Here is a 22560-nt window from a genome sequence, read left to right as displayed (position 1 = left end):
AAGTACATGGCGCCGACCGGTAAATCCCACCAAGGCCCCCGACGGCGCCCTCCGACCTGCTCACGCCCCCGCTCGCACCCCGGCGCGAGAGCAGTCCCGTCGGCGGCGATACTGAACGCATGAAGCTCAGCCGCCCCCTTTCCTGGTTCCTGCTCGCCTTCGGGGTGTGGAGCTGGGTCATTTGGGTCACTTTCATCAAAAATCTATGGAAGGACGGCAGCGGCCTCGCGTTCGACGACGCGGGCGATCCGACGGCGTACTTCTGGGTGCATCTGACGCTCGCGGTCGTCTCCTTTGCTCTGGGGACGGCCATCGGAGTCATCGGGTTGCGTGGAGTGCGCGCCCTTCGCCGGACCGGCGTGACCGGGAGTACGACGTGATGATCATCGTCTTCGTCCTTGCCGTCCTGCTGGTGCTGGGCGCCTTCGGGGCCCTGCACTGGTACGCCTGGCGCCGCCTGGTGCGCGACACGACACGCGGGCCGGGCCTCGTCAGACGCGTGGGCACGGCGGTGTTCATCGCCGGGCCGGTGCTGATGGTCGCCGGCTTCGCCGCCGAGCGAGGCGGCGCCCCCTTCTGGCTGCAGCAGACGCTGACCTGGCCGGGCTTCATGTGGCTCGCCCTCTCGCTGTACCTGCTGCTGGCCCTGCTGGCGGGGGAGCTCGTACGACCCCTCGTACGCCGTCTGGTGGCGCGGCGCGCCCCGGTCCCTGCGGAGCGGTCCGAGCCGGTGGTGCGTGAGGCCCGACCGGAGCCGGTCCCGGCGGGCGCTCAGCCCGCGGAGGCCGCCGAGTCCGCGACCGCACCGGCCACCACTCCGCCCGCGACCACCGAGTCGGCTCCCGCCGAGCCCGGGCAGCCGGCGCCGCCCACGGCGACGGAACCCCCCTCCTCGCCCGCGCCGACCGACTTCTCCCGCCGCCTGTTCGTCTCCCGCGTCGTCGGTGGCGCCGTCGCCGCCGCGGCCGTCGGGACCGTCGGCTACGGCACCTACGGCGTCGTACGCGGCCCCAAGCTCAAGCGGGTCACCGTGCCGCTGGCGAAGCTGCCGCGCGCGGCCCACGGTTTCCGGATCGCGGTGGTCAGCGACATCCACCTCTCGCCGATGCTGGGCCGGGGCTTCGCGCAGAAGGTCGTGGACACGATCAACTCGACGCAGCCCGACCTGATCGCGGTGGTCGGGGACCTCGTCGACGGCGACGTGGCGGACCTCGGCCCGGCGGCGGCGCCGCTCGCCGGGCTGAAGGCGCGGCACGGCAGCTTCTTCGTCACCGGCAACCACGAGTACATCTCCGGAGCCGAGCAGTGGGTCGAGGAGGTGCGGCGACTGGGCCTGACCCCGCTGGAGAACGACCGCCGCGAGCTGCCGTATCTCGATCTCGCCGGGGTGAACGACATCGCGGGTGAGGACGAGGGCCAGGGCCCCGACTTCGCCAGGGCGCTCGGCGACCGGGACACCTCGCGGGCCGTGGTGCTCATGGCCCACCAGCCCGTCCAGATCCACGACGCCGTCGACCACGGCGTCGACCTCCAGCTCTCCGGCCACACCCATGGCGGCCAGATGTGGCCGATGACCTACGTCGCCGATGCCGCCAACCCCACCCTCGCGGGCCTGGAGCGCTACGGCGACACCCAGCTGTACGTCAGCCGGGGCGCGGGCGCGTGGGGGCCGCCGGTGCGGGTGGGGGCGCCGTCGGACATCACCGTGGTGGAGCTGGCGTCGAAGCAGGCGTGAGAGGTCGCCTGGATTTCGTGTGACGGTCCGTCAAGAGTCCCTGGGAGACGTCGAGTAGCTCCCTCGGTGAGTTCTTTATTAACTAAACAAAATCCCTCTTCCCCCCACACAAAACACTGTGGTTAGGTGATCCGCGCCACCGCGCAACTACTGTGCGTCGTGGACCGGGTGGGGGTCTTGGGAGGGGCGCCGTGCGTTCGGTTCGCTTGCGGATAGTCGCGTCGTTGTTGGTGCTGGCGGTCACCGCGGTCGGCGGCTGGCAGGTGATGCCGGCTCAGCGGGACGAGAACAGGACGATCACCGTCGGGACGACCGACACGGTGACCTCGCTCGACCCGGCCGGGGCGTACGACGCCGGCTCCTGGGCCCTGTTCAGCAATGTGTTCCAGTCGCTGCTGACCTTCGAGCCGGGCGGCGCCGCACCCGTCCCGGACGCGGCGCGGAGCTGCGGGTTCGCCGGCAACGCGCTGACCGTCTACCGCTGCACCCTGCGCCGGGGCCTGACGTTCCCCAGCGGGCGCGAGGTCACCGGGAGGGACGTGAAGTACTCGTTCGACCGGGTCAAGCGCATCAACGCGGACGTCGGCCCCGCCGCGCTGCTCGACACTCTTCAGTCGGTGAGCGCGAGCGGGCTGTCCGTCACCTTCCGGCTCTCCTCGCCGGACGCCACCTTCCCGTTCAAGGTGGCCACCGGCGCCGGGGCGATCGTCGACCGCACGACGTACCCGACGAACCGGCTGCGCACCGACGGCGGCGCCGACGGCACCGGGCCGTACGTCCTGACCTCGTACACGGACCAGCAGGCCCGCCTCACGCCCAACGAGGGCTACCAGGGCGTCGCCCAGGACCCCGGCAGCCCCGTCCTCATCCGCTACTACAAGGACTCGGCGGCGCTGCAGCGGGCGTGGACGGCGCGGCAGGTCGACGTCGCCACCCGCTCGCTGCCACCCGAGACGCTCGCCGGGCTCTCGCCCAGCGACCCGGACCAGCGGGTCACGGAGGCCGACAGCACCGAGACCCGCAACCTGGTCCTCAACGTGCGGGCGGGCTCGCCCTTCCAGGACCGCCGGGTCAGACAGGCGCTGGCCGCGCTGATCAACCGGGAGAAGCTGGTCGCCGAGGTCTACCAGGGCACCGCCGACCCGCTGTACTCGCTGATCCCGACCGGCATCACCGGCCACACCACCTCGTTCTTCGACGCGTACCCCAAGCCCGACCCGCAGCGCGCCCGTGAACTCCTCGACGAGGCCGGGGTGAGCATGCCCGTGCGCTTCACCTTCGGCTACGCCGAGGGCCGTGCCTCGTCCGCCGCCGAGGCCGCCGAGCTGAAGCAGCAGATGGAGGCGAGCGGGCTGTTCTATGTGACGACCACGGCGCATGAGTGGACCGACTTCCAACGGCGTTACGCCGACGGCAAGCTGGACGCGTACGGCGTCGGCTGGGTCGCCGACTATCCCGACCCCGACACCTTCGGCGGGCCCCTCGTCGGCACCGGCGGCTCCCTGGACAACGGCTACGGCAGCGAGCAGGCCGACCGGCTCATCCAGGACAGCCGGCGCTACGCGGACCGCAGCCGGGCCGCGGCGGACTTCAAGGAGCTGCAGGAGGTCGTGGCCCGGGACGTTCCGCTGATTCCCCTGTGGCAGCGCAAGGAGTACGTACTCAGCGGTGAGGAGGTCGGCGGGGCGCAGTATCTGTCCGACGGGACCGGTGTCTTCCGGCTGTGGCAGCTGGAATGGATATGACAGACGCCCCGTGACAGACGCCGCGTGACAGCTGACGCGAACTCGCGGGGTGGATGTTCGCGGGTGTGACAGGACGCACTCACTCAGCGCATCTTCTTGTGTCGGGGATGTGTTCGGGGTGAGGAGCAAACGTGTTGAGACGCAACTCCTTCCGGCTGCCCCGCCATCCGGCGTCCGTGGGGCTCGCCCGACGACGCGTACGGGAGCATCTGGTCGACTGGGGGCATGTCGAGGGGACCGCGGCGCTGGAGGACGCGGTGCTCGTCGTCTCCGAGCTCGCGACCAATGTCGTACGCCATGGACCTCTGCTGGAGCGGGAGTTCGAAGTCGCGGTGACGGCGCTGGCGGACGGGTCCTGTCTCATCGAGGTGTCGGACGAGGGGACGGCGGCGCCCAGGCTCAGGGAGGCGGGGGAGTGGGAGGAGACAGGGCGGGGGCTGCGTCTTGTCGAGCACGTCGCGGCGGCCTGGGGGGTGTGGAGCCGGGGGCGGCACGGGAAGACGGTCTGGGCGCTGATGGCAGCATGACCGTCACTTTCAGGCCATCGCCCGGCGCCGTGCTCACCGTGACCTCGCCGCCGTGGGCCTCCACCACCCCCTGCACGATCGCCATCCCCAGACCGCTGCCCGCGCCTCCTCCCGCCCTGAAGAAGCGGTCGAAGATCCGGGTCGCGTCCTCCTCGGCCAGCCCGGGGCCCTCGTCCGCCACGTACAGGCGTACGACACCGGCCACGCGCTCCACCCCCAGCCGCACCGGGACATCCGCCGGCGTGTGCGTGCGGACGTTGCTCACCAGGTTGCCCAGCACCTGCCGCAGGCCCGACTCGTCGGCCCGGACGAGGAGCGTGCCCTCCGCCCCGACGGTCACCGGGCGGTCGGGCTGCTGGGCGCGGAGGTCGGCGGCGGCGTCGCGGACCAGGCGGGTCAGGTCGATGTTCCTGAGCCGGAGTTCGGGGCGTTGGTCGAGGCGGGCGAGGGTGAGGAGTTCGTCGACGAGGTGGCCCATGCGGTCGACCTCGTTGTTCATGCGGTCCCAGGCGCGCCGGCGCTCGTCGGGATCGGTGAGCATGCCCTTCTCGTAGAGCTGGAGATAGCCGCGGATCGCGGACAGGGGCGTGCGCAGCTCGTGGGAGGCGTCGCCGACGAAGCGGCGCAGCTGGGCGGCGCTGCGTTCGCGGGTGCGGTGGGCCGTCTCGACCTGCTGGAGCATGGAGTTGAGGGCGAGGCGCAGCTGTTCGACCTCCAGGGTGGCCTCGCTGCTGGAGGGGACGCGGCGGGTCAGGTCGCCCTCGGCGATCGCCGACGAGGTCTCGACCATGTCCTCCAGGGGCCGCATCCGGCGGCGCACGCTGAACAGGGTCAGACAGGCGAGCGCCGCGAGGAGCAGGGTGCCGACGGCGAAGTCCAGCTTGAGGGCCCGGCCGATGACGTTGTGGAGCTGCTCGGTGGAGGTGCCGAGGAGGACGGTCGTGCCGTCGTCCATCCGGGCCGCGGTGACGCGATGGGGGGCGCCCTTCACTTCGATGTCGTGCGGTTCGTCGGCCGTGACGAGGGCGGCCGGATCGCCCACGGCGGCGGCGAGGGCCCGCTGGTTGTCGGTCGGCGCGAAACCGGCGATGGCCAGTGGCTCGCCCCTGTCGTCCAGCGCGGTGAAGACGGCGCCCTGCACGAGGGAGTCGGCGTCCCCGGCGGAGGAGGTACCGGAAGCCCGGTTGCCGAGGGCGACCAGCGCGCTCAGCGCGTCGATCTGCTCCATGCTGATCCCCGCGTTCCCGATCGAGTCGCGGGTCGTCATCAGCTCCCTGTCGACGCTCTCCAGCAGATACAGCCGCATGCCCATCGCGCTGAACGCGGTCGCCGTGACGACGCCCACGGCGAGCAGGACGACGTTCGCGAGGGTGAGCTTGGCGCGCAGGGAGTAGAGGCCTCGCCGGCGGAACGGCCCCTTGAACTTTCGGGGAAGGGTCATGCCAGCCCGTATCCGACGCCCCGCCGCGTGGTGATCACGGGCGGGCCGAGGGTGTCCAGCTTGCGGCGCAGATAGCTGATGTACGTCTCGACGACGGTCGACTCGGCCGGCGCGTGGTCGTACTGCCACACGTGCCGCAGGAGTTGCTCCTTCGGCACGATCCGTCCGCCGTTGCGCACCAGGAACCGCAGCAGCGCGTACTCGGTGGGCGTCAGCTCGACCGTGCGGCCGGCCCGGTGCACCGAGTACGTCGTCTCGTCCAGCTCCAGATCGCCGTAGCGCAGCGGCGGGCGCTGGGGGAGGACATCGGCGCGCCGGGTGCGGCGCAGCACGGCGGTGATACGGGCGACGACCTCGTCGATGTTGAACGGCTTGGTGATGTAGTCGTCGCCGAAGCCGAGGGCGCCCACGATCTCGGCGGGCGCGTCCCGCGCGGTCAGGAAGACCACCGCCAACTCCGGCCGCTTGGAGCGCAGTTCACGGCCGAGGGCCCGGCCGTCGCCGTCCGGGAGCATCACGTCCAGCAGGGCCGCGTCGGGCCGGGTGCGCTCGGCGAGCACGAGCGCCTCGCGGACCGTACCGGCCGTCATCACCTCGAAGCGGTGGTAGCGCAGGGCGATGGAGAGGACGTCCACGATGCTCGGCTCGTCCTCGACGACGAGCACGGTGGCCCCCTCGCAGCCGAGGGCCGCTCGCTCGGTTCCGGTCATGCCCTCAGTATCCGCACCGGGGTCCCGGTGCGGGACCGCTCCCGCATTGGAGTTCCTTGAGAGTCATGGGCCGCCCATGTCGCCGTACGCGCCCGGCCGTCGAAGGTGTTGCCAGGACCTGGGGGACCAATCGACCGTCGAACAAGGAGAGTTGATCGTGGCGACCTTGGCACGGTGGTGCTATACGCACCGGCTGGTGGTCCTGTTGCTGTGGGTGGGGACCGTGTTCGGCGTCGGCTTCGCCGGCTCGACCGCGGGCACGGACTACGCGAATGTCTTCTCCCTCCCGGACACGGACTCCAAGCGTGCGTACGACCTGATGGACAAGGCCTTCCCGGAGCGCGCGGGCGACACCGACACGGTGGTGTGGAAGGTGGACGAGGGCTCCGTACGGGAGGAGTCCGTACGGTCCCGGATCGAGCCCGCGCTCCAGGAGATCGGGCGGATGACGGGCGTCGGGGAGGTCACCAGCCCGTACGACGACGGGGACCTGACGGGCGGCGGCGCGGGCGTCAGCCGGGACGGGACGATCGCCTACGCCCAGGTGACCTTCACCGAGCAGGCGAACTCCGTACCCAAGGAGCTGATCGACGACGTCATCGAGACGGCCCAGGACGCTGAACAATCCGGTCTCCAGGTCGAGTTGGGCGGCCAGGCGATCTACCGGGCGCAGGAGACCCCGCAGGGCACGTCCGAGGCGGTCGGCATCCTGGCGGCGGCGGTCGTCCTCTTCCTCGCGTTCGGCTCGCTCTTCGCGATGCTGCTGCCCATCGTCGTGGCGGTCGCCGGCGTCGGCACCGGCATGATGGGCACGGCCCTGCTCAGCCACACCACGAACATCCCCGAGGTGGCCCCGCTGCTCGGCTCGCTGATCGGCCTGGGCGTCGGCATCGACTACGCCCTGTTCATCGTCACCCGGCACCGGCGCGGCATCCTGCGCGGTATGAAGCCGGAGGAGGCGGCGGTGGCGGCCCTCAACACCTCGGGACGCGCGGTGCTGTTCGCGGGCGGCACGGTCTGTATCGCCCTCGCCGGGATGCTGGTGATGAACCTCCGCTTCCTGGACGGCGTCGTCATCGCGACCTCGCTGACCGTCGTGCTGAGCGTGCTCGCCGCCGTCACCCTGCTGCCGGCCCTCCTCGGACTGCTCGGCCCGCGTGTCCTCAGCCGCCGCCAGCGCCGCCGCCTCGCCGTGGCCGGCCCCGAGCCGGAGCTGACGAGCGGCCTCGCGGCCCGCTGGTCGGCGTACGTCGAGCGGCGCCCGCGCTCGACCGCCGTCCTGGCCCTCGTCGTCATGCTGGTCCTGGCGATCCCCGTCCTGTCGATCCGCCTCGGCACTTCCGACCAGGGCAACCACCGCGACACCACGACCACCCGCCAGGCGTACGACCTCCTGGCGGAGGGCTTCGGCCCCGGCTTCAACGGCCCCCTCCAGGTGGTCGTGGACGGTTCGGACGCCGAGGGCCTGGTCTCCCGTATCGAGTCCACGGAGGGTGTGGCCCAGGTGGCCGCCGTACCGCCCGCGAACGGCGTCACCGTCATCCAGGTGGTCCCGACGACGTCACCCCAGGCGGAGCAGACCGACCAGCTCATCGACCGCCTGCGCGAGGACGTCATCCCGGCGTCGGGCGCGCAGGCCCACGTCGGCGGCGTGACGGCGGTGTCCAAGGACTTCGCCTCGGTGACCGGCGACCGCCTGCCCTACTTCGTCGCGGCGATCATCGCGCTCGGCTTCCTGCTGTTGCTGGTCGCCTTCCGCTCCCTGGTCGTGCCGCTGACGGCCGCGCTGATGAACCTCGTCGCGGCGGCCGCGTCCTTCGGCGTCCTGGTGGCGATCTTCCAGTGGGGCTGGGGCACCGAACTGCTCGGCATCGGCAAGGAGGGCCCGATCGCGGCCTTCCTGCCGGTCATCATGCTCTCCCTGCTCTTCGGCCTCTCCATGGACTACCAGGTCTTCCTGGTCAGCCGGATGCACGAGGAGTGGGTCCACACCAAGGACAACGCCCGCGCCGTCCGTGTCGGCCTCGCGGAGACCAGCCGGGTCATCAACTGCGCGGCCCTGATCATGATGTGCGTCTTCAGCGCGTTCGTCCTGAGCGGTGAGCTGGAGGCCGCGATGGCCGGCATCGGCCTGGCCGCCGCCGTCGCCCTCGACGCCTTCATCCTCCGTACGGCGCTGGTGCCGGCCGCGATGCATCTGCTGGGCAAGGCGAACTGGTGGCTGCCGGCGGGGCTGGAGAAGCGGTTGCCGCATCTGGCGGTCGAGCCGAGGGAGGCCGAGCCTGCGGTGGTTCAGCCGCCGCCGGCGGAGGGCGGCCCCGCCTCGGTGATCCACGGCTTGATCCGCACGGCGGACGGGGAGCCGGTGGAGGGCGTCGAGGTGACCCTGTTGTCGAGGGGCGGGCGTCAGCTGGACCGGGTGACGTCCCTGGCGGACGGCTCGTACATCGTCGCGGTGCCGGGCCCGGGGGCGTATCTGCTGGGGACGACCTCACCGTCGTACGCCTCGGACGCGCGTCAGGTGGTCGTGGGGGAGGGGCCGCTGGTGTACGACGTGGAGCTGGCGGGGGTGGCTGAGGGGGAGGTGGACGCGGTCAACTAGCTTTTGGCTGGCCGGCTTTGAGGATCGCCTCGACGTCCAGGGCGACCTTGGCACCGATGGACTCGGGCAGGGTGACGATCTCGCCGGGAGCATGGACGCGGTGGTTGGCGTATGTGTCCCCGGCGGGGTCGGTGAGAACGTGGAGGCGCTGGTGCTGGCGGTTGACGATGACATAGACCGGGATCTTCGCCTGGGCATACGCAGTGACCTTGGCGCGGAGGTCGTTCTGGTAGTTGCTGGAGGTGACCTCCAGAACGAGGCGGAAGGCGATCGGGGCGTAGCAGTTGTTCTCGACGAGGTGATCTTCGATGTCGGCGTCGACAACCACGAGGTCGGGGATCGCGTAGTCCTCGGCACCGCCCGGAAGCCAGAGCCCGACACCCTCGGCCACCTCCGAATCCCCGCCCTCCAGACCTGCGGCGACGAACGGGCTCCGCAGCCTGGACAGAGCACGGGCATGGGCGAAGTTGGCGGGCGGCGTCACGACGATCGTGCCTCCGATGATCTCGACGCGATACCCCGGAAGGCGGTCCATGATCTGGTTCGCCTCCGCGATCAGCGGACGGTCGCCGTGGGGCCGCTCGACGGATGCTGCGGACATCACGTGCCTCCTGTGGGCTGGTGTCGAGGCCATCATCGTAGGCAGGAACGAGACCAGGCGCCCCGTTCGATCCCGTTCACCCGAAAGTGATCACTCGGCCGCCCGTCCCTTGCCCCCCGGATCCGGCAGCACCTTCGTCATCCCCGGCAGAAAGTCCGTGAACAGCTCATGCACCTCACGGACCAGCGGCCGCATCACCCGGAACCGCGCCAGCGAGACACCCCGGGTCGTCAGCCGGGCCCCCCGCTCGGCCAGCCGGTAGCTGCGCTCGCGCCCCTCCGTCCGGTCGAAGACCCAGTACAGGACGAGGCCCATCAGCGAGAGCCACATCAACTCGGGGAGGATTTCGCGAAGTTCGTCCGGGACCTTGGCCTTGGACCCGGCGAGCACCTCGCGGTGGATGGCGATGGACTCCTCGCGCGGCCCCTCCGACTCAGGGGAGAAGGGGCTGAGGGGGCTGTCCGGATCGGCCGCGTTCTTGAAGAACTGCGCCGCGAACTCGTGGTACGGCTCGGCGACATCCAGCCACGCCTTCAGCACCCCGGCTATCCGCGCCTCCAGGTCCTTCTCCCGCTCCAGCACCGGCCGGATCGCCGCCTGGTGCTCGGCGCCGATCCGGTCGTAGAAGCCCTGGATCAGGTGCTCCTTGCCGGCGAAGTAGTAGTACGCGTTCCCGACGGAGACCCCGGCCTCCTTCGCGATCGCCCGCATCGTCGTCTTGTCGTATCCGCGCTCCTGGAAGAGCCGCAGCGCGGTCTCCAGGATCAGCGCGCGGGTCTGCTCGGACTTGGCGGAACCCTTGGGACCGGGCTGCTCCGCGCCGTCCCTGGGGCCACCGGCCTCCGCGTCGAGCCGGTCGGCGGGGGGCTCTGGGCTGGGGTTGTCGTTCACTGCGGGCACGGTCAGAGCCTAACGAGTCGGGCAGGTACCGGTGTCGCAGTCACCGGGAGGGCGGTACACCCACCCGTACCGCCGGTCGTACGCCCATCCCTTCAGCTCGGCTCCGCCGCTCCCGCAGCCCGAGCCGGGCTGCCGGTGGGCGCCCCGCCACTTCGCGGTGGTGAGTACGGCGGTGCGCGCGAGCCGGGCCCCCGCCGGGGTGCTCAGCCGGTGCGCGAGCGGCCGGTGCTCGCGCAGCGCCCACAGACAGACGATCCAGGCGGCGGACCCCTGGTACACCTGCCCGCCGTCCCCCACGATCGTGATCTCCTCCAGCGTCGCCCCATGGTCGAGCGACGGAAACAGCCGCCGAGCCTCCTCCGATCCCGCCGCCACGAACCTCAGCGGTACCAGCTGCCGCTGCCGGCCCAGCCACTCCCGCAGGAAGGCGCACAGCCCGCACCCGGCGTCGAACAGCACGGTGAGCCCGCGAACCGGGACGCGCTCGGCGCCCCGGTCCTCGGTGGCCGCCTCGGCCGTGGTGCTCATGCCCGCCCCGTGGGAGCGACCCAGCCCTGCGGCGCGACCGGCGGCATCTGCTCCCGCTCCATGACGCCCCGCCGCCGGAACTTGTTCAGCACGAACACGTTCCCCAGGTGCAGCGCCCCGAGCACGAGCAGCACCACCCCGAGCTTCGCCGACACCGCCTCGAACACCTCACGCGGGCTGTCGATGGCGCCGTCCGCGTTCAGGTAGAGCGCCACGAACCCCAGGTTCACGAGGTAGAACCCGACCACCAGCAGGTGGTTCACCGCGTCCGCGAGCGTCTCGTTCCCCCGCAGTACATCCGCGAGGAAGATCCGCCCGTTCCTGCTCAACGTCCGCGCCACCCACACCGTCAGCCCCACGCTGACCAGCAGATAGATGACATACGCGACGACCGTGAGGTCCATGTCCCCACCCCTTCCCAGCTTGCTTGAACGCGTTCAAAACGTTCTGGGAGAGACTGTAGACCTGTTTTTGAACACGTTCAAGCGGCCATCTTCGAGCGGCCATCTTCGAGCGGTCACCTCCGAGCGGTCATCCGACGCGGGCCAGCTCCGGCCGCTTGCTGTAGTCCGTGAACCCGACGACGTTCCCCCAGGGATCGGCGAACTCGACGGTCCACCCGGTGGCGACGGAGAACGGCGCGTCGAGCGGCGGCACCCCCGCCGCCGCGAGCGCCCGCGCGGCGGCCCGCGCGTCACGCACCTCCAGCCACACCCGTGCCGACCCCCACAGGGGTGGCCGGTGCCGCAGTTCCTCCTCCACCCTCAGGAGCAGTCCCGGCGTCTCCTTGCCGACCTTCAACCCGGCGATCCCGGCCTCGTCCAGCCGGAAGGTCACGGCGAATCCGGCCCGCTCGTAGAAGGAGACGGCCTCACCGAGGTCGCCGACGGGGAAGAGGATGTTGTCGAAGCCGAGCAGTTCGTACGACTCGTTGTCTGACATGTCGTCAGATTAGAGGGTCGGCTTGCGCATCTGTGGGAACGACGAGGGGCCGACCGCGGTGTTCCCGCGGTCGGCCCCTCGCTGCGACTGCCTCACTGCCTCAGCCGATGGCGATCCGGTTCTTCCAGTAGCTCGCCGCGCCGATGACCTCCGTGCCCGGGCCGGACAGGGCCGTTCGGCTGCCGGTGTGGAAGCGCACGGTACCGTCGGTGCGGACGGCCCAGATGTCGGGGACGGAGTCACCGTTGGCGTCCGGTGTGCCGGCGATGAGGTAGATGCTGGAGCTGCCCCAGCCGGCGGTGGCGTAGACACCGTCCTCGCCGTCGGCCGAGGCCGCGGCGGAGCCCAGCGAGGTCAGCTCGGTACCGCCGGCGCTCGCCTTGATGCCCTTACGGAGCAGGAGCCGGCTGGAGACGTCCGTGCGGTACACCAGGTCCGTCACTCCGTCGCCGGAGAGGTCCGCCACGTTGACGATGTCCCGCTCGGTCCAGGCGGAGCCGGACAGCCGGATCGCCTGGTCGATGCTGGCGCCGTGGTAGCCGGTGAAGGCCCAGAGCTCGTCGCCCATGGTGGCGAAGAAGTCCGTGCGGCCGTCCCCGGTGGCGTCGCCGGCCGAGACGATCTGGGTGAGGGAGGCGGGGCTGGGGGCGCCCGCAGGGAGGAGGATCTCCACCCGGCGGTCGATGTTGACCGCGCCGTAGCCGTCGCCGGGGTACACCCAGAGCTTGTCGCCCAGCCGGACGACCAGGTCCTGGAGGCCGTCACCGCCGTAGATGTCGCCGTTGTGGGTGATCAGCGCACCCTTGAAATGGCCGGAGGGTGCGGCGACGAAGGGCGGCAGGTCGTCACCGTTCGGGTCCTTGGCCGGGTTGGCCCGGTAGGCGCCCGGCATCGAGTAGTCGAGGTCACCGGAGCCCTTGGCCAGGTCGTTGGTGGCCTGGGAGGGGTACAGGGCCAGGTTGCCGGCGTCGGTGACCACCATCAGGTCGGGCAGTTTGTCCCCGGTGAAGTCGCCGGGGGAGTCGGCCTGGTCGCGCGGGGTGACGTAGAAGAAGTACTTCGTCGGATGCGAGGGGTTGCCCGCGGCGTCCACGGCACGGACGTACAGCACGTTCGGCCCTGCCGTCGGCGGCTTCGCGTTCGCGAGGGTCGCGCTGACGGTCGTGGCCGTGCCGGAGGTGCGGCTCAGGCTGAACGGGTAGCTCGCCGAGTTGAAGCCGTACTCGTAGCGGACGACGTCCGTGTTGAGCGCGCGGACGGTGAAGGAGCCCGGCGTGCCGAACTTCTTGGTGGACCAGTTGGCGTCCTCGGCGTCGTTGCCGAAGCCGTTCTCGGCGCCGTCGGCGTTCGGGAAGTCGGTGGAGCTGACCTTGGGCGGTTTGGGCGCGGTGGTGTCGAGGACGAAGCGGCATGGCGTCTTGGCCGGCGCGTACCCGGAGCTGGCGTTCGCGTCGTCCAGGGCCCGCACCCGCCAGGAGTAGAGGGTGCCGTTGGTGAGCTTGCTGGTGGCGAAGCCGCTCGTGGTGCGCAGCGCCACCTCCTTGTCGCCGCCGACCGAGACCTTGCCGGTGGAGCCCAGCAGGTCGCCTGTGGTGTCCCACTTGCCGGTCGCCCACAAGTCGAAGTCGAGGAAGTCGAGGTTCTTGTCCTTGTCGGAGCCCCGCGCGGTGAACGTCAGGTTCCCCGAGCCCATGCGCACGTACGGCTCGGTGGTGGTGCACTTGGCGTCCGGGCCGAGGTCGAGCGACTTGGAGTCGATGGCCGGCTTGCGGTTGTAGACCAGCTCCAGCACGGGCGCGTTGTCGCCGTTCGCCTGGAACTTCTTCCACGAGTACTGCGAGTTCTCGTCCCGCGCCCGCAGGCCGAACGTGATGCTGTCCTTGCCTTCGTCGGCCCGCTTCTGCGCTGCCTTCTTCACGTCGAAGGTCTCGTACGCGTCCCGGCAGCCGGACTTGTAGCCGTGCGCGAAGCTCTTGGTCGCGAACTTGTTGCCGTCGGTCAGCTTGGGCGCGTTCTTCCAGTTGGTCTTCCCGTTGACCGCGCCCGTGAGGTGCACGCTCATCGCCCGCGAGCTGCACGACCAGGAGTACGTCTCCAGCATGCGCAGCTTCGCACTCGTGATCTTCGTGCCCTTGAGGTCCTTGTCGAAGGCGATGTTGAAGTACGAGCGCGACGTGCCCCAGGTGTCCGACTCGAAGCCGACCCGGGCCTCGTGCGTACCGCCCTTGTTGAAGCCCTTGCCGTTGTAGAAGGTGGCGGTGGGGTGCCGGCTGTACGCGGTGGTCCAGTTCTGGGTGTGCTTCTTCACCGACGGGTCCACGAACACCGGGTACTTGGTGGCCGGGTCGTTCAGGAACTCCAGGTTCGGGGTGAGCACCCAGTTCGCGCCGGACAGGTCGACCTCGACCAGCTCACCGCGCGAGTCCGGCGAGGGGCCGTCGAGCCCGGACAGGCCGAGCGTCGCCGCCGAGCCGGTCTGCGTGGGCGCGGGCGTCGGCTCGGCCGGCGCGGACGGAAGCGGCGACTCCGACACCGTCGGCTCGGGGCCGTCGGTGGCCGCCGGAAGCGTCTCGGGTGTGGTGTCGCCCTGCTCGTCCGTCTCGATCAGCTCCTCGGTCGGGCTCGCACTGTCGCTCGGCTCGTCGGACGCCGGTGTGCTGGGCTCCGGGCTCTCCTCGGTCGTCGGCTGCGCGGTGGCGCCGACCCCGCCGTCGGTCACCGCCGGGGAACCGGTGCTGTCCCACATCAGCGGCGTCGGCGAGACCGCCACCTCGTTGCCGTACGCGTTCTCCGCGCTCAGCACGCTCGTCACCGGGTCCAGACGGAAGGTCAGGTCCGGCGAGGTGATGCCGTACGACAGCTGCTGCGCGCGTGGATCGGCCGCCGCCTGCCGGTTCTTGAGGACCAGCAGCTGGGCGAAGCCCTCGTCGTCGGCCGTCAGCACGAGGTCGGCGCCCGGGAAGATCTCCGGGTACAGCGCGCGGGAGCCGTCGATGACGGGGGCGGGGACGGCGCCCGGCCAGGTCAGCTGGATGGTGTAGCCGTCGACGCTGAGGGTGACCAGGGGGCTCGCGTCCGCGTCCGCGGCGGCCCGTACACCCTTGACGAGGGAGACGCGGCGTACGCCGGAGCCGGCTCGGGAGGCGCGCTCCTCGCCGTCGCGCGCCGCCTTCGAACCGCCCGCCCCTGAACCGCCCGCCTTCGACCCCGCTGAGAACACCATCCGCGCGTTCGTGGCCTTGGGCTCCCAGCCCTTGGCCGTGCGGTGGAGGTCGTAGTCGATGGGCTTCCACTCGCCGCCCACCTTGGCCCGGATCGGCGAGGAGTACAGCTTCTTCGCCATCCGGCCGTCCGGCCGCGCCCACGTCGTGGACCGTGCCGTACGCGCCGCCGTGACCTCGACGGACTTCCCGGTCTTCGCCGCCCGCGTGAGCGCGGCGGCCTCGGTGACCGGCTTCGCCTTCCCGTCCCCGCTCGTCCCGCCCCGCGAGCCGGGCTCGTCCAGGCCGAGGCCGATGAAGGTGATGCCGGTGGCGGCGAGCGCCGCGGTGAGTACGGCGGCCGTGGTCCGTCTGCCGGGCACACGACGCCAGTTGCGCTCCTTGCGCGTCATCGGGCGAGTTCCCCTTCCCCCCTTGGAACCGGCGGGACAGGCCTCGCCGGGCGAGCCGATGATGACCTATGAGCGGGCCGTCGTCACGCTTCGCAGCCGGAGCGGCGATTGAGTGGATCAAGCCGTTCATCCGTACATGAAGCCGGGGCGATCGGCCGACAACTGCCGTCCAGGACAAGCCTCCTGAGGGCAAATCACCGCAAACACTGCGTCAACTGCCGTGATTCGGAGCTCGTTTGCCAGGGGAACTGGTGAATGGCGTGGTTGATCACGTAGCGGAGACTCCTTCCCTTACCCCGCAATAGCTCGGATCTGGCCTTCACTGGCCGTTATCCATGCTTACGAACCGTGACGGTCATCACATACACACGGCCGATCTAGCGGAACTTCACAAGAGCGCCACAGAATCTCCGGCATCTGATACGCCATCACGCGTGGTCCGTTCCTGGCCCGCCTTGAGTGGTCCGGGGGGACCTCGCCGTGTTCGGTCGCTTTTCGCATGTCCGCCGTCGCACGCGTCTGCTGCGCGCGGCCGTTGTACCCACTCTCGGCGCGGCCCTGCTCGTGGGGCTGCTGCCCGCGCAGTCGGTGGCGCTGCCGCCCGATCCGGCGGTCGCCGAGAAGGGCCGCGAGACCCTGGACCTGGAGGCGCTCGACCAGGACGAGCCGATCACAGGTGAGGCCTTCGAGCGGGACCTGGAGACCCTGAAGGTCGAGGTCCCCGAAGATCTGGAGCAGGCCCCCTCAGGCACGGCCACGGCACCGGCCCCCGACGCCGGCTCGGTGAGCTTCGGCGGCGCGGCCACCACCAGCCCCGCCTCGGCCCGCACGGCCGCGACCGCCCAGCAGGTCGCTGTCACCCCCGTCGAAGACCTCCCTGTCAGCCTCGGCCAGGCCCCCGACCAGGCCGCCCCGACCGGCACCTGGAGCGTCCAGGTCTACGACCGCGCCGCCGCCGTCTCCCAGGGTGTCGACGGCGCCGTCGTCAAGGTCCAGGCCCCCGCGACCGGCTCGGTGCCGATCTCGGTCAAGCTCGACTACGCCAAGTTCAGGAACCTCTACGGCGCCGACTGGGCCTCCCGGCTGCGCTTCGTCCAGTTCCCCGAGTGCTACCTGACCACGCCGGACGTCGAGGCGTGCCAGGAGTACGAGGAGTTGGAGACCACCAACGACACCAAGACCCAGTCGATCACGGCGACGGTGGACACGGCGGCGGACGGGACGGTGACTCCCGCCGCGGCGGCCGAGGTGGCCGAGTCCGACGGGCCGACCGTCGCCCAGGCGGCGTTCCGCACGTCGAGCACCTCCGCCACCCCGGTCGCCGCGACCGGCGACTCCGCCGTCGTCGGCGCGGTCGACTCCGGCGGCGGCGCGGGCGGCACCTTCAAGGCCACGCCCCTGGTCGCCAACGGCAAGTGGGAGGCCGGCGGTTCGTCGGGCGCCTTCACCTGGTCGTACCCGCTGACGATCCCGGCTGCCCCGGCGGGCCCGGCCCCGAGCGTCGCCTTCAACTACAACTCCCAGACGGTGGACGGCCGTACCGCGGTCTCCTCCCCCCAGGTCTCCTGGATCGGTGAGGGCTGGGACTACGACGCCGGCCACATCGAGCGCCGCTACCGCTCCTGCCAGGACGACCGCAAGGCGATGAAGTCCGGCACGCCCAACAACACGGCCAAGAAGGACAAGACGGCCGACCTGTGCTGGGCGTCGTACAACGCGGTGATGTCGTTGGCGGGCAAGACCACGGAGCTGGTGCGGGACGCTCCCTCCGGCAGCGATCCGGAGACGGACACCGAGGTCTACCGTCCGCAGCAGGACGACGGCACCCGCGTCGAGCGCCGCACCGGCGGCAGCAACGGCGACAACAACGGCGAGTACTGGATCGTCACGACCCCGGACGGCACCAAGCACTACTTCGGTCTCAACCAGGTCGGCGGCGGTCACGCCGACACGGACTCGGTGTCCACCGTCCCCGTCTTCGGCAACCACCCGGGCGAACCCTGCCACGCCACCGCCTTCGCGGACTCCCGCTGCGGCGCGGGCAAGAAGCAGGCCTGGCGCTGGGGTCTCGACAAGATCGTCGACGTGTACGGCAACACCCTGGTCGTCAACTGGAAGCAGGAGACGAACTACTACTCCGTCAAGAAGAAGTTCAAGTCCCCCGAGCAGTACGACCGTTACGCCTACCCGACGACCATCGAGTACGGCATGCGCGCGGACCTCACCAAGCCGTCCGCGACCGTCGAGTTCGGTGTCCGGCAGCGCTGCCTGAAGTCCGAGACGGCCTGCGACGCGGCGAACTTCGCCAAGACCGCAGACCCCGGCGCCTACCGCCCCTGGTGGGACACCCCCGGCAACCTCAACTGCAAGTCGACGTCGAAGCTGTGCCCGGCCTTCCCGTCCTTCTGGACCCAGATGCGCCTCGACACGGTGACGACGAAGGCGGCCCGCGCCGGCCAGACCGGCCTGGGCAAGGTGGACACCTACCAGCTCCACCAGTCGTTCCCCGAGGACTGGTACGACACCTCCCCGGGCCTCTGGCTGAACTCGATCACCCGCCGCGGCTACGCCCCCGGGGACAGCACCGGCACCCTCCAGCACACGGACGGCGTCAGCTTCGCCGAGTACTCCGTCGGCTCGGGCTCACCGCTGCGCACCCGGCTGCGGGACCGCCAGCTCCCGAACCTCGTGCTCACCGGAGCGAACGACCAGCGCCCCGGTTTCACCCGGCCCCGCATCGGCACCGTCGCCACCGAGTACGGCGGTGACATCGAGGTCGAGTACAAGGGCGGCTGCACGAGCGAACCGTCCGAGGACAAGGGCAGGAACAACGGCACCTGCTACCCGGTCCGCTGGTCCCCGGACGGCGACGAGAAGACACCCGCCAAGTCCTGGTTCAACAAGTACGTCGTCCACACCGTGACCGAGACCGACAAGGTCACCTCCCGCGGCAAGCCCGTCGTCACCCAGTACGCCTACACGGGCCCCGCCTGGGCGAAGAACGACGACGAGTTCACCCGCCCGTCCCTGCGCACCCACAGCGACTGGCGCGGCTACCGCCAGGTCGCCGTCACCAAGGGCAGCAAGACCAGCTCCCAGCAGGGCGACCCGCAGGCCCAGTCGTATGTGGAGACGCGCTACTTCCAGGGCGTCGGCGGCGAGATCAAGGACTCCACGGGCGCGTACACGCTCATCGCCGACGACGCCCCGCAGTACGCCGGCATGACGGCGGAGAGCATCGTCCACCTCAACTCCGACAAGCGCTGGCAGAAGCGGACACTGACCTTCCCCTGGTCCAAGCAGACCGCGTCCCGCGCCCGGGAGGCGGAGAACGGCGCGGACATGGACCCGATGCTCGCGCATCGCAGCGGCGTCAAGCGCGCCGACGAGATCCAGCGGGTCGGGGACACGAGCTGGCGGTCCGTCCGCACCCTCACCGAGGTCGACGACACCTACGGTCTGCCCGTCCAGGTCGAGACGGCCATGGTCAAGCCGAACGGCTCCGGCGAGACCCTCTCCGACCGGACCTGCACCCGAACCACCTACGTTCACAACACCTCTGTCTGGCTGATCGGGCTGCCCAAGGAGGAAAGGACCACCGGCACCTCCTGCGCGGGCCACGACGCCGCCGACCCCGCCACCCAGCTGAAGAAGGCGGTCCGCACCACCTACGACAAGCTGGCCCACGGCGCCACCCCGACCAAGGGGCAGATCACCTCGGTGGCCGAGACCAACGGCACCGGATCGGCGTATTCGCTCGTCACCGACACCACCTACGACGACCTCGGCCGAGTGCGTACCGTCACCAAGCCCGGCCAGGGCACCACCGAGACCCAGTACACGCCCGAGGGCGGCGGCCCGCTCACCGCGAGCAAGCTGATCAACGCCAAGGGCCACGCCACCGCGACGACCTTCGATCCGGGACGCAGCCTCCCGTTGACGGTCTCCGACGCCAACGGACGGACGACGCGCACCGAGTACGACGCCCTCGGCCGGCTGGTGAAGGGCTGGACGGCGGCGCGGTCGACCGCGACGGCCCCCGACGTCGTGATCGCCTACCAGAGCGCGATCGCCACCAGCGCCCAGACCCGCCCCGCCGCCGTCACCGTCAAGTCGCTCAAGGACGACGGCACCTACAGCAGCAAGGTCACCGTCTACGACGGCCTGATGCGCGAGGTCCAGGTCCAGACCGACGCCCACGGCCCCGGCCGCGTCGTCAGCGACACGACGTACAACGACCACGGCCTCGTCGACGAGCAGACCGGCAAGTACCTGGCCAAGGGCGAGCCGGCCGCCGAGCTGTTCGCCCCCCGGTCCAAGGCTCAGATCCCCAGCTGGACCAAGACTCGCTACGACGGCATGGAACGCCAGGTCCGCCTGTCGACCTACCTGGACGGCGACTACAGGTACGCGACGTACACGACCCACTCCGACACCAGCACCTATGTGAACCCGGCCGGTTCGACCACCCCGAGGACCCGGACCTACACCGACGCCCTCGGCCGGGTCACCTCGGTCCACCACTACAGCCAGGACGACTCCTCCAGCACCACCGGGCGCGCGACCACCTACGAGTACGACTCCCGCGGCAACCGCAGCAGGGTCACCGACCCGGCCGGCAACATCTGGTCGTACATCTACGACGCCCGCGGCCGGGTCACCTCCGCCACGGACCCGGACACCGGCAAGACGGACACCTGGTACGACGACGCCGACCGGCCCAACAAGGTGACCACCTCCCGGTCACAGACGACGTACACCGAATACGACGTCCTCGGCCGGGTCACCAAGGTCCGGGAGGGCTCCGAAACCGCCACCCCGGCCAAGGAGTTCACCTACGACTCGCTGCCCGGCGGGCTCGGCCGGCTGGTCTCCTCGATCCGGCACACCGCGAACGGCGACTACATCAACCGCGTCACGGGCTACGACGCCGGATACCGGCCCACCGGCCGTGAGACGGTCATCCCCGCCAACACGATGACGACGGGCGTCGCCGGCACCTACGCCTACGCGTACACGTACACCAAGGTCACCGGACGGCCGGAGTCCGTCACCATGCCCGCCGTGGGCGGGCTGGCGAGGGAGAAGGTCGTCACCCGCTACAACGGCGACGGTCTGGCCGAGTCCACGTCCGGTCTCGCCTGGTACACCTCCGACGTCACGTACTCGCCGTTCGGCGAGGTCATGCGCACGGTCTCCGGCTCCCAGCCGTACCGGGTGTGGACGACCAACTTCGTCGACCCGCGCACCGGCAAGCTCCAGCGCACGGTCGCGGACCGTGAGACCTCGGGCCCGCACCGCATCAGCGACAGTTACTACTCGTACGACGCCTCCGGCATCATCACCTCCCACGCCCGCAAGCTGGCGGAGGCCTCCGGCGAGACGTGGGACACCCAGTGCTTCACGTACGACGCCATGGGCGAGCTGGTGAACGCCTGGACCTCGAACGCGGCCCCCACCGGCAACGGCACCGGCTGCAAGTCGTCCAACGGCACCACATGGGGCCCGCGCACCGACTACGAGACCTCGTCCGGCCCGGTGGCCGACGCCCCGGACGCGTCGACCGACGTGTCGGGCCCCGACGCCTCCCTCAGCTCCACCCTGGCGGCCGCCGCTCCCGACACGGCCACGGTCTCCACCGGCGCCACCGCCTACCGCCAGTCCTTCACCTTCGACTGGCTCGGCAACCGGGCCACGATGACGGAGCACGACCCGGCGGACGCGACGAAGAACGTCGGCTACACGTACGGCTACGAGAGCGCGCAGCCGCACACCGTGAAGTGGATCGGCTCCACCCCGTCCGGCAAGGGCAGCAGTTACACCTACGACGCGGCGGGCAACACCGAGGTCCGTGATCTGGCCACCACGACCCAGGACCTGACCTGGACGTCCGAGAACAAGCTCGACACGATCACCGACGACGGCACCAAGACGACGTACGTCTACGACGCCGACGGCAACCGCGTCCTGGAGAACTCCCCCTCGGGCTCGACCCTCCACCTGGGCGAGACCGAGCTGACCACGAACTCCTCGGGCACCATCACCCGCGCCGCACGTGCCTATGCCCAGGCAGGCGCCCCCACGGCGGTCCGCACCACCACCAACGGCGCGACCACCGGACACAAGCTCACCGTCCTGCTCGCCGACCACCTCGGCACGGCGAACACGACCGTCGATCTGGCGAGCGGCCAGACGGTCACCCGCCGCGCCTTCAAGCCGTACGGCGAGGTCCGTGGCCCCAAGCCGTCGACCTGGCCCAACCGGCGCGGCTACCTCGGCGTCGGCATCGACGACGCGGCCACCGGCCTGACCCACATCGGCGCCCGCGAGTACGACCAGGCGTCCGGCCGCTTCCTGTCGGCCGACCCGGTCATCGACATCGCGGACCCGCTGCAGATGAACGGGTACACGTACAGCAACGGCAGCCCGATCAGCAAGAGCGACCCGACCGGCCTCATCCTCTACTACGAGGGCGGCGGTGGCGGATCCACCAACAACGGCTCCGGAAACACCAGCAAGGGTCGTGACGGCAAGGAAATGGCCGCGGACCGGCTCCGCCACAATGCCGCGGTCGCGGCGGTGGCCATCTATCTGAGGTTCCTCTGGCGGCACAACCCGGACGTACAGGTGAAGACCGAGTACTACATTCCGGGAGCACAGCGCAAAAACGGAAAGGGCGGTTTCGCCGACGTCGTCGTGATCTTCCCGGACACCATCTTCGTGTGGGAGGTGAAGTCGGCGAAGACAGCGGAACTGGACGGTCCCGCGACTCTCGACCGCTACATCAACGCGCTGCGGAAGATCGAGCGGAAGGAAGGCACATTCCGGACCGTCGAACGGGGCAACAACCTTCCCCAGATCACGACCCTGGACCCGCTGGACCCGAAGAAGCAACTGGTGGCGGAGTCCACACAGCAGCGCAAGGGCTCCACCCGCACCGGAGAGGAATACAAGGGTGTGATCGGCTGGTGGACACGGAAGATGCCACCGCGCGGCAAGGGACCCGACGGCTACCAGCGTGAATCGGTGCCGGTCCTGGAGAAGATCCAGGCCTGGCAGCCCACCCCGGACCAGCAACGGGACATTGCCCTGGGAGCCGCCGCGTCGATGGCCATCTACGTGATCGGCAAGATGTTCACCAGCCCCTTCGGGCTGGAGTAGCGGACGGGTAGAGTGCGCCCAAAAGCCAGTGAGATCCTTGGGCGGTTCACAGTGG

At 70.2% G+C, this 22560-nt stretch carries 13 protein-coding genes and 1 pseudogene; 6 read left to right on the top strand and 8 right to left on the bottom strand.

The features are described from left to right. Positions 1 to 119 precede the first annotated feature (119 nt). From JIX56_RS16490 to JIX56_RS16475, 4 genes are all read left to right on the top strand, one after another. Positions 120 to 380 (top strand): SCO4848 family membrane protein, encoded by a 261-nt coding sequence (locus tag JIX56_RS16490; RefSeq protein WP_257541456.1) that lies wholly within the window; start codon positions 120 to 122, stop codon positions 378 to 380. Continuing rightward, positions 380 to 1735 carry a metallophosphoesterase gene (locus JIX56_RS16485; protein WP_257550913.1) on the top strand — a complete coding sequence of 452 codons (1356 nt, stop codon included), beginning with the start codon at positions 380 to 382 and terminating at the stop codon, positions 1733 to 1735. Before JIX56_RS16490 ends, JIX56_RS16485 begins: the two co-directional genes overlap by 1 nt. Before the next feature lie 191 nt (positions 1736 to 1926). Beyond that, positions 1927 to 3480, top strand: coding sequence for an ABC transporter substrate-binding protein (locus JIX56_RS16480; RefSeq protein WP_257541454.1), 1554 nt, complete (start codon positions 1927 to 1929; stop codon positions 3478 to 3480). Positions 3481 to 3611: 131 nt separating this feature from the next. Continuing rightward, a complete protein-coding gene (locus JIX56_RS16475) occupies positions 3612 to 4007 on the top strand; it encodes an ATP-binding protein (RefSeq protein ID WP_257541452.1) in 396 nt (131 codons plus the stop codon). Here JIX56_RS16475 and JIX56_RS16470 read toward each other — a convergent pair. Both JIX56_RS16470 and JIX56_RS16465 read right to left on the bottom strand, forming a co-directional pair. Beyond that, positions 3994 to 5448, bottom strand: a pseudogene (locus JIX56_RS16470) (ATP-binding protein); the annotation flags it as partial. The gene JIX56_RS16475 and the pseudogene JIX56_RS16470 overlap by 14 nt on opposite strands. Then, the gene (locus JIX56_RS16465) at positions 5445 to 6158 is read right to left on the bottom strand and encodes a response regulator transcription factor (protein WP_257541450.1); all 714 of its coding nucleotides are present in this window, start codon (positions 6156 to 6158) and stop codon (positions 5445 to 5447) included. The pseudogene JIX56_RS16470 and the gene JIX56_RS16465, both read right to left, overlap by 4 nt. A 166-nt stretch (positions 6159 to 6324) precedes the next feature. Here JIX56_RS16465 and JIX56_RS16460 point away from each other — a divergent pair, with 166 nt between their 5' ends. Then, complete coding sequence (locus JIX56_RS16460; RefSeq protein WP_257550912.1) at positions 6325 to 8760, top strand: MMPL family transporter; 2436 nt, start codon at positions 6325 to 6327, stop codon at positions 8758 to 8760. Here the strand turns inward: JIX56_RS16460 and JIX56_RS16455 are convergent. The 6 genes from JIX56_RS16455 to JIX56_RS16430 form a co-directional block, all read right to left on the bottom strand. After that, positions 8753 to 9361 carry a Uma2 family endonuclease gene (locus JIX56_RS16455; protein WP_257541448.1) on the bottom strand — a complete coding sequence of 203 codons (609 nt, stop codon included), beginning with the start codon at positions 9359 to 9361 and terminating at the stop codon, positions 8753 to 8755. The genes JIX56_RS16460 and JIX56_RS16455 overlap by 8 nt on opposite strands. Positions 9362 to 9451: 90 nt before the next feature. Beyond that, positions 9452 to 10261 carry a TetR family transcriptional regulator gene (locus JIX56_RS16450; RefSeq protein ID WP_257541446.1) on the bottom strand — a complete coding sequence of 270 codons (810 nt, stop codon included), beginning with the start codon at positions 10259 to 10261 and terminating at the stop codon, positions 9452 to 9454. Positions 10262 to 10270: 9 nt separating this feature from the next. Next, positions 10271 to 10789 (bottom strand): thiol-disulfide oxidoreductase DCC family protein, encoded by a 519-nt coding sequence (locus JIX56_RS16445; RefSeq protein ID WP_257541444.1) that lies wholly within the window; start codon positions 10787 to 10789, stop codon positions 10271 to 10273. Next, entirely contained in the window at positions 10786 to 11193 is a 408-nt protein-coding gene (locus JIX56_RS16440) for a hypothetical protein (protein WP_257541442.1), read from the bottom strand. Before JIX56_RS16440 ends, JIX56_RS16445 begins: the two co-directional genes overlap by 4 nt. Before the next feature lie 127 nt (positions 11194 to 11320). Then, positions 11321 to 11731, bottom strand: coding sequence for a VOC family protein (locus tag JIX56_RS16435; protein WP_257541440.1), 411 nt, complete (start codon positions 11729 to 11731; stop codon positions 11321 to 11323). 100 nt (positions 11732 to 11831) lie between these two features. After that, on the bottom strand, positions 11832 to 15344 hold the full coding sequence (locus JIX56_RS16430; protein WP_257541438.1) for a DNRLRE domain-containing protein: 3513 nt from the start codon (positions 15342 to 15344) through the stop codon (positions 11832 to 11834). Between the two features lie 480 nt (positions 15345 to 15824). On the opposite strand from JIX56_RS16430, the gene JIX56_RS16425 reads away from it, so the two are divergent. Beyond that, a complete protein-coding gene (locus tag JIX56_RS16425) occupies positions 15825 to 22505 on the top strand; it encodes an RHS repeat domain-containing protein (RefSeq protein ID WP_257541436.1) in 6681 nt (2226 codons plus the stop codon). Positions 22506 to 22560: the final 55 nt, after the last annotated feature.

The organism is Streptomyces sp. CA-210063 (assembly GCF_024612015.1).
Taxonomy (GTDB): Bacteria; Actinomycetota; Actinomycetes; order Streptomycetales; family Streptomycetaceae; genus Streptomyces.
The sequence above is the reverse complement of the archived record's forward strand: the minus strand, read 5'-3'. Positions and strand labels throughout refer to the sequence as shown.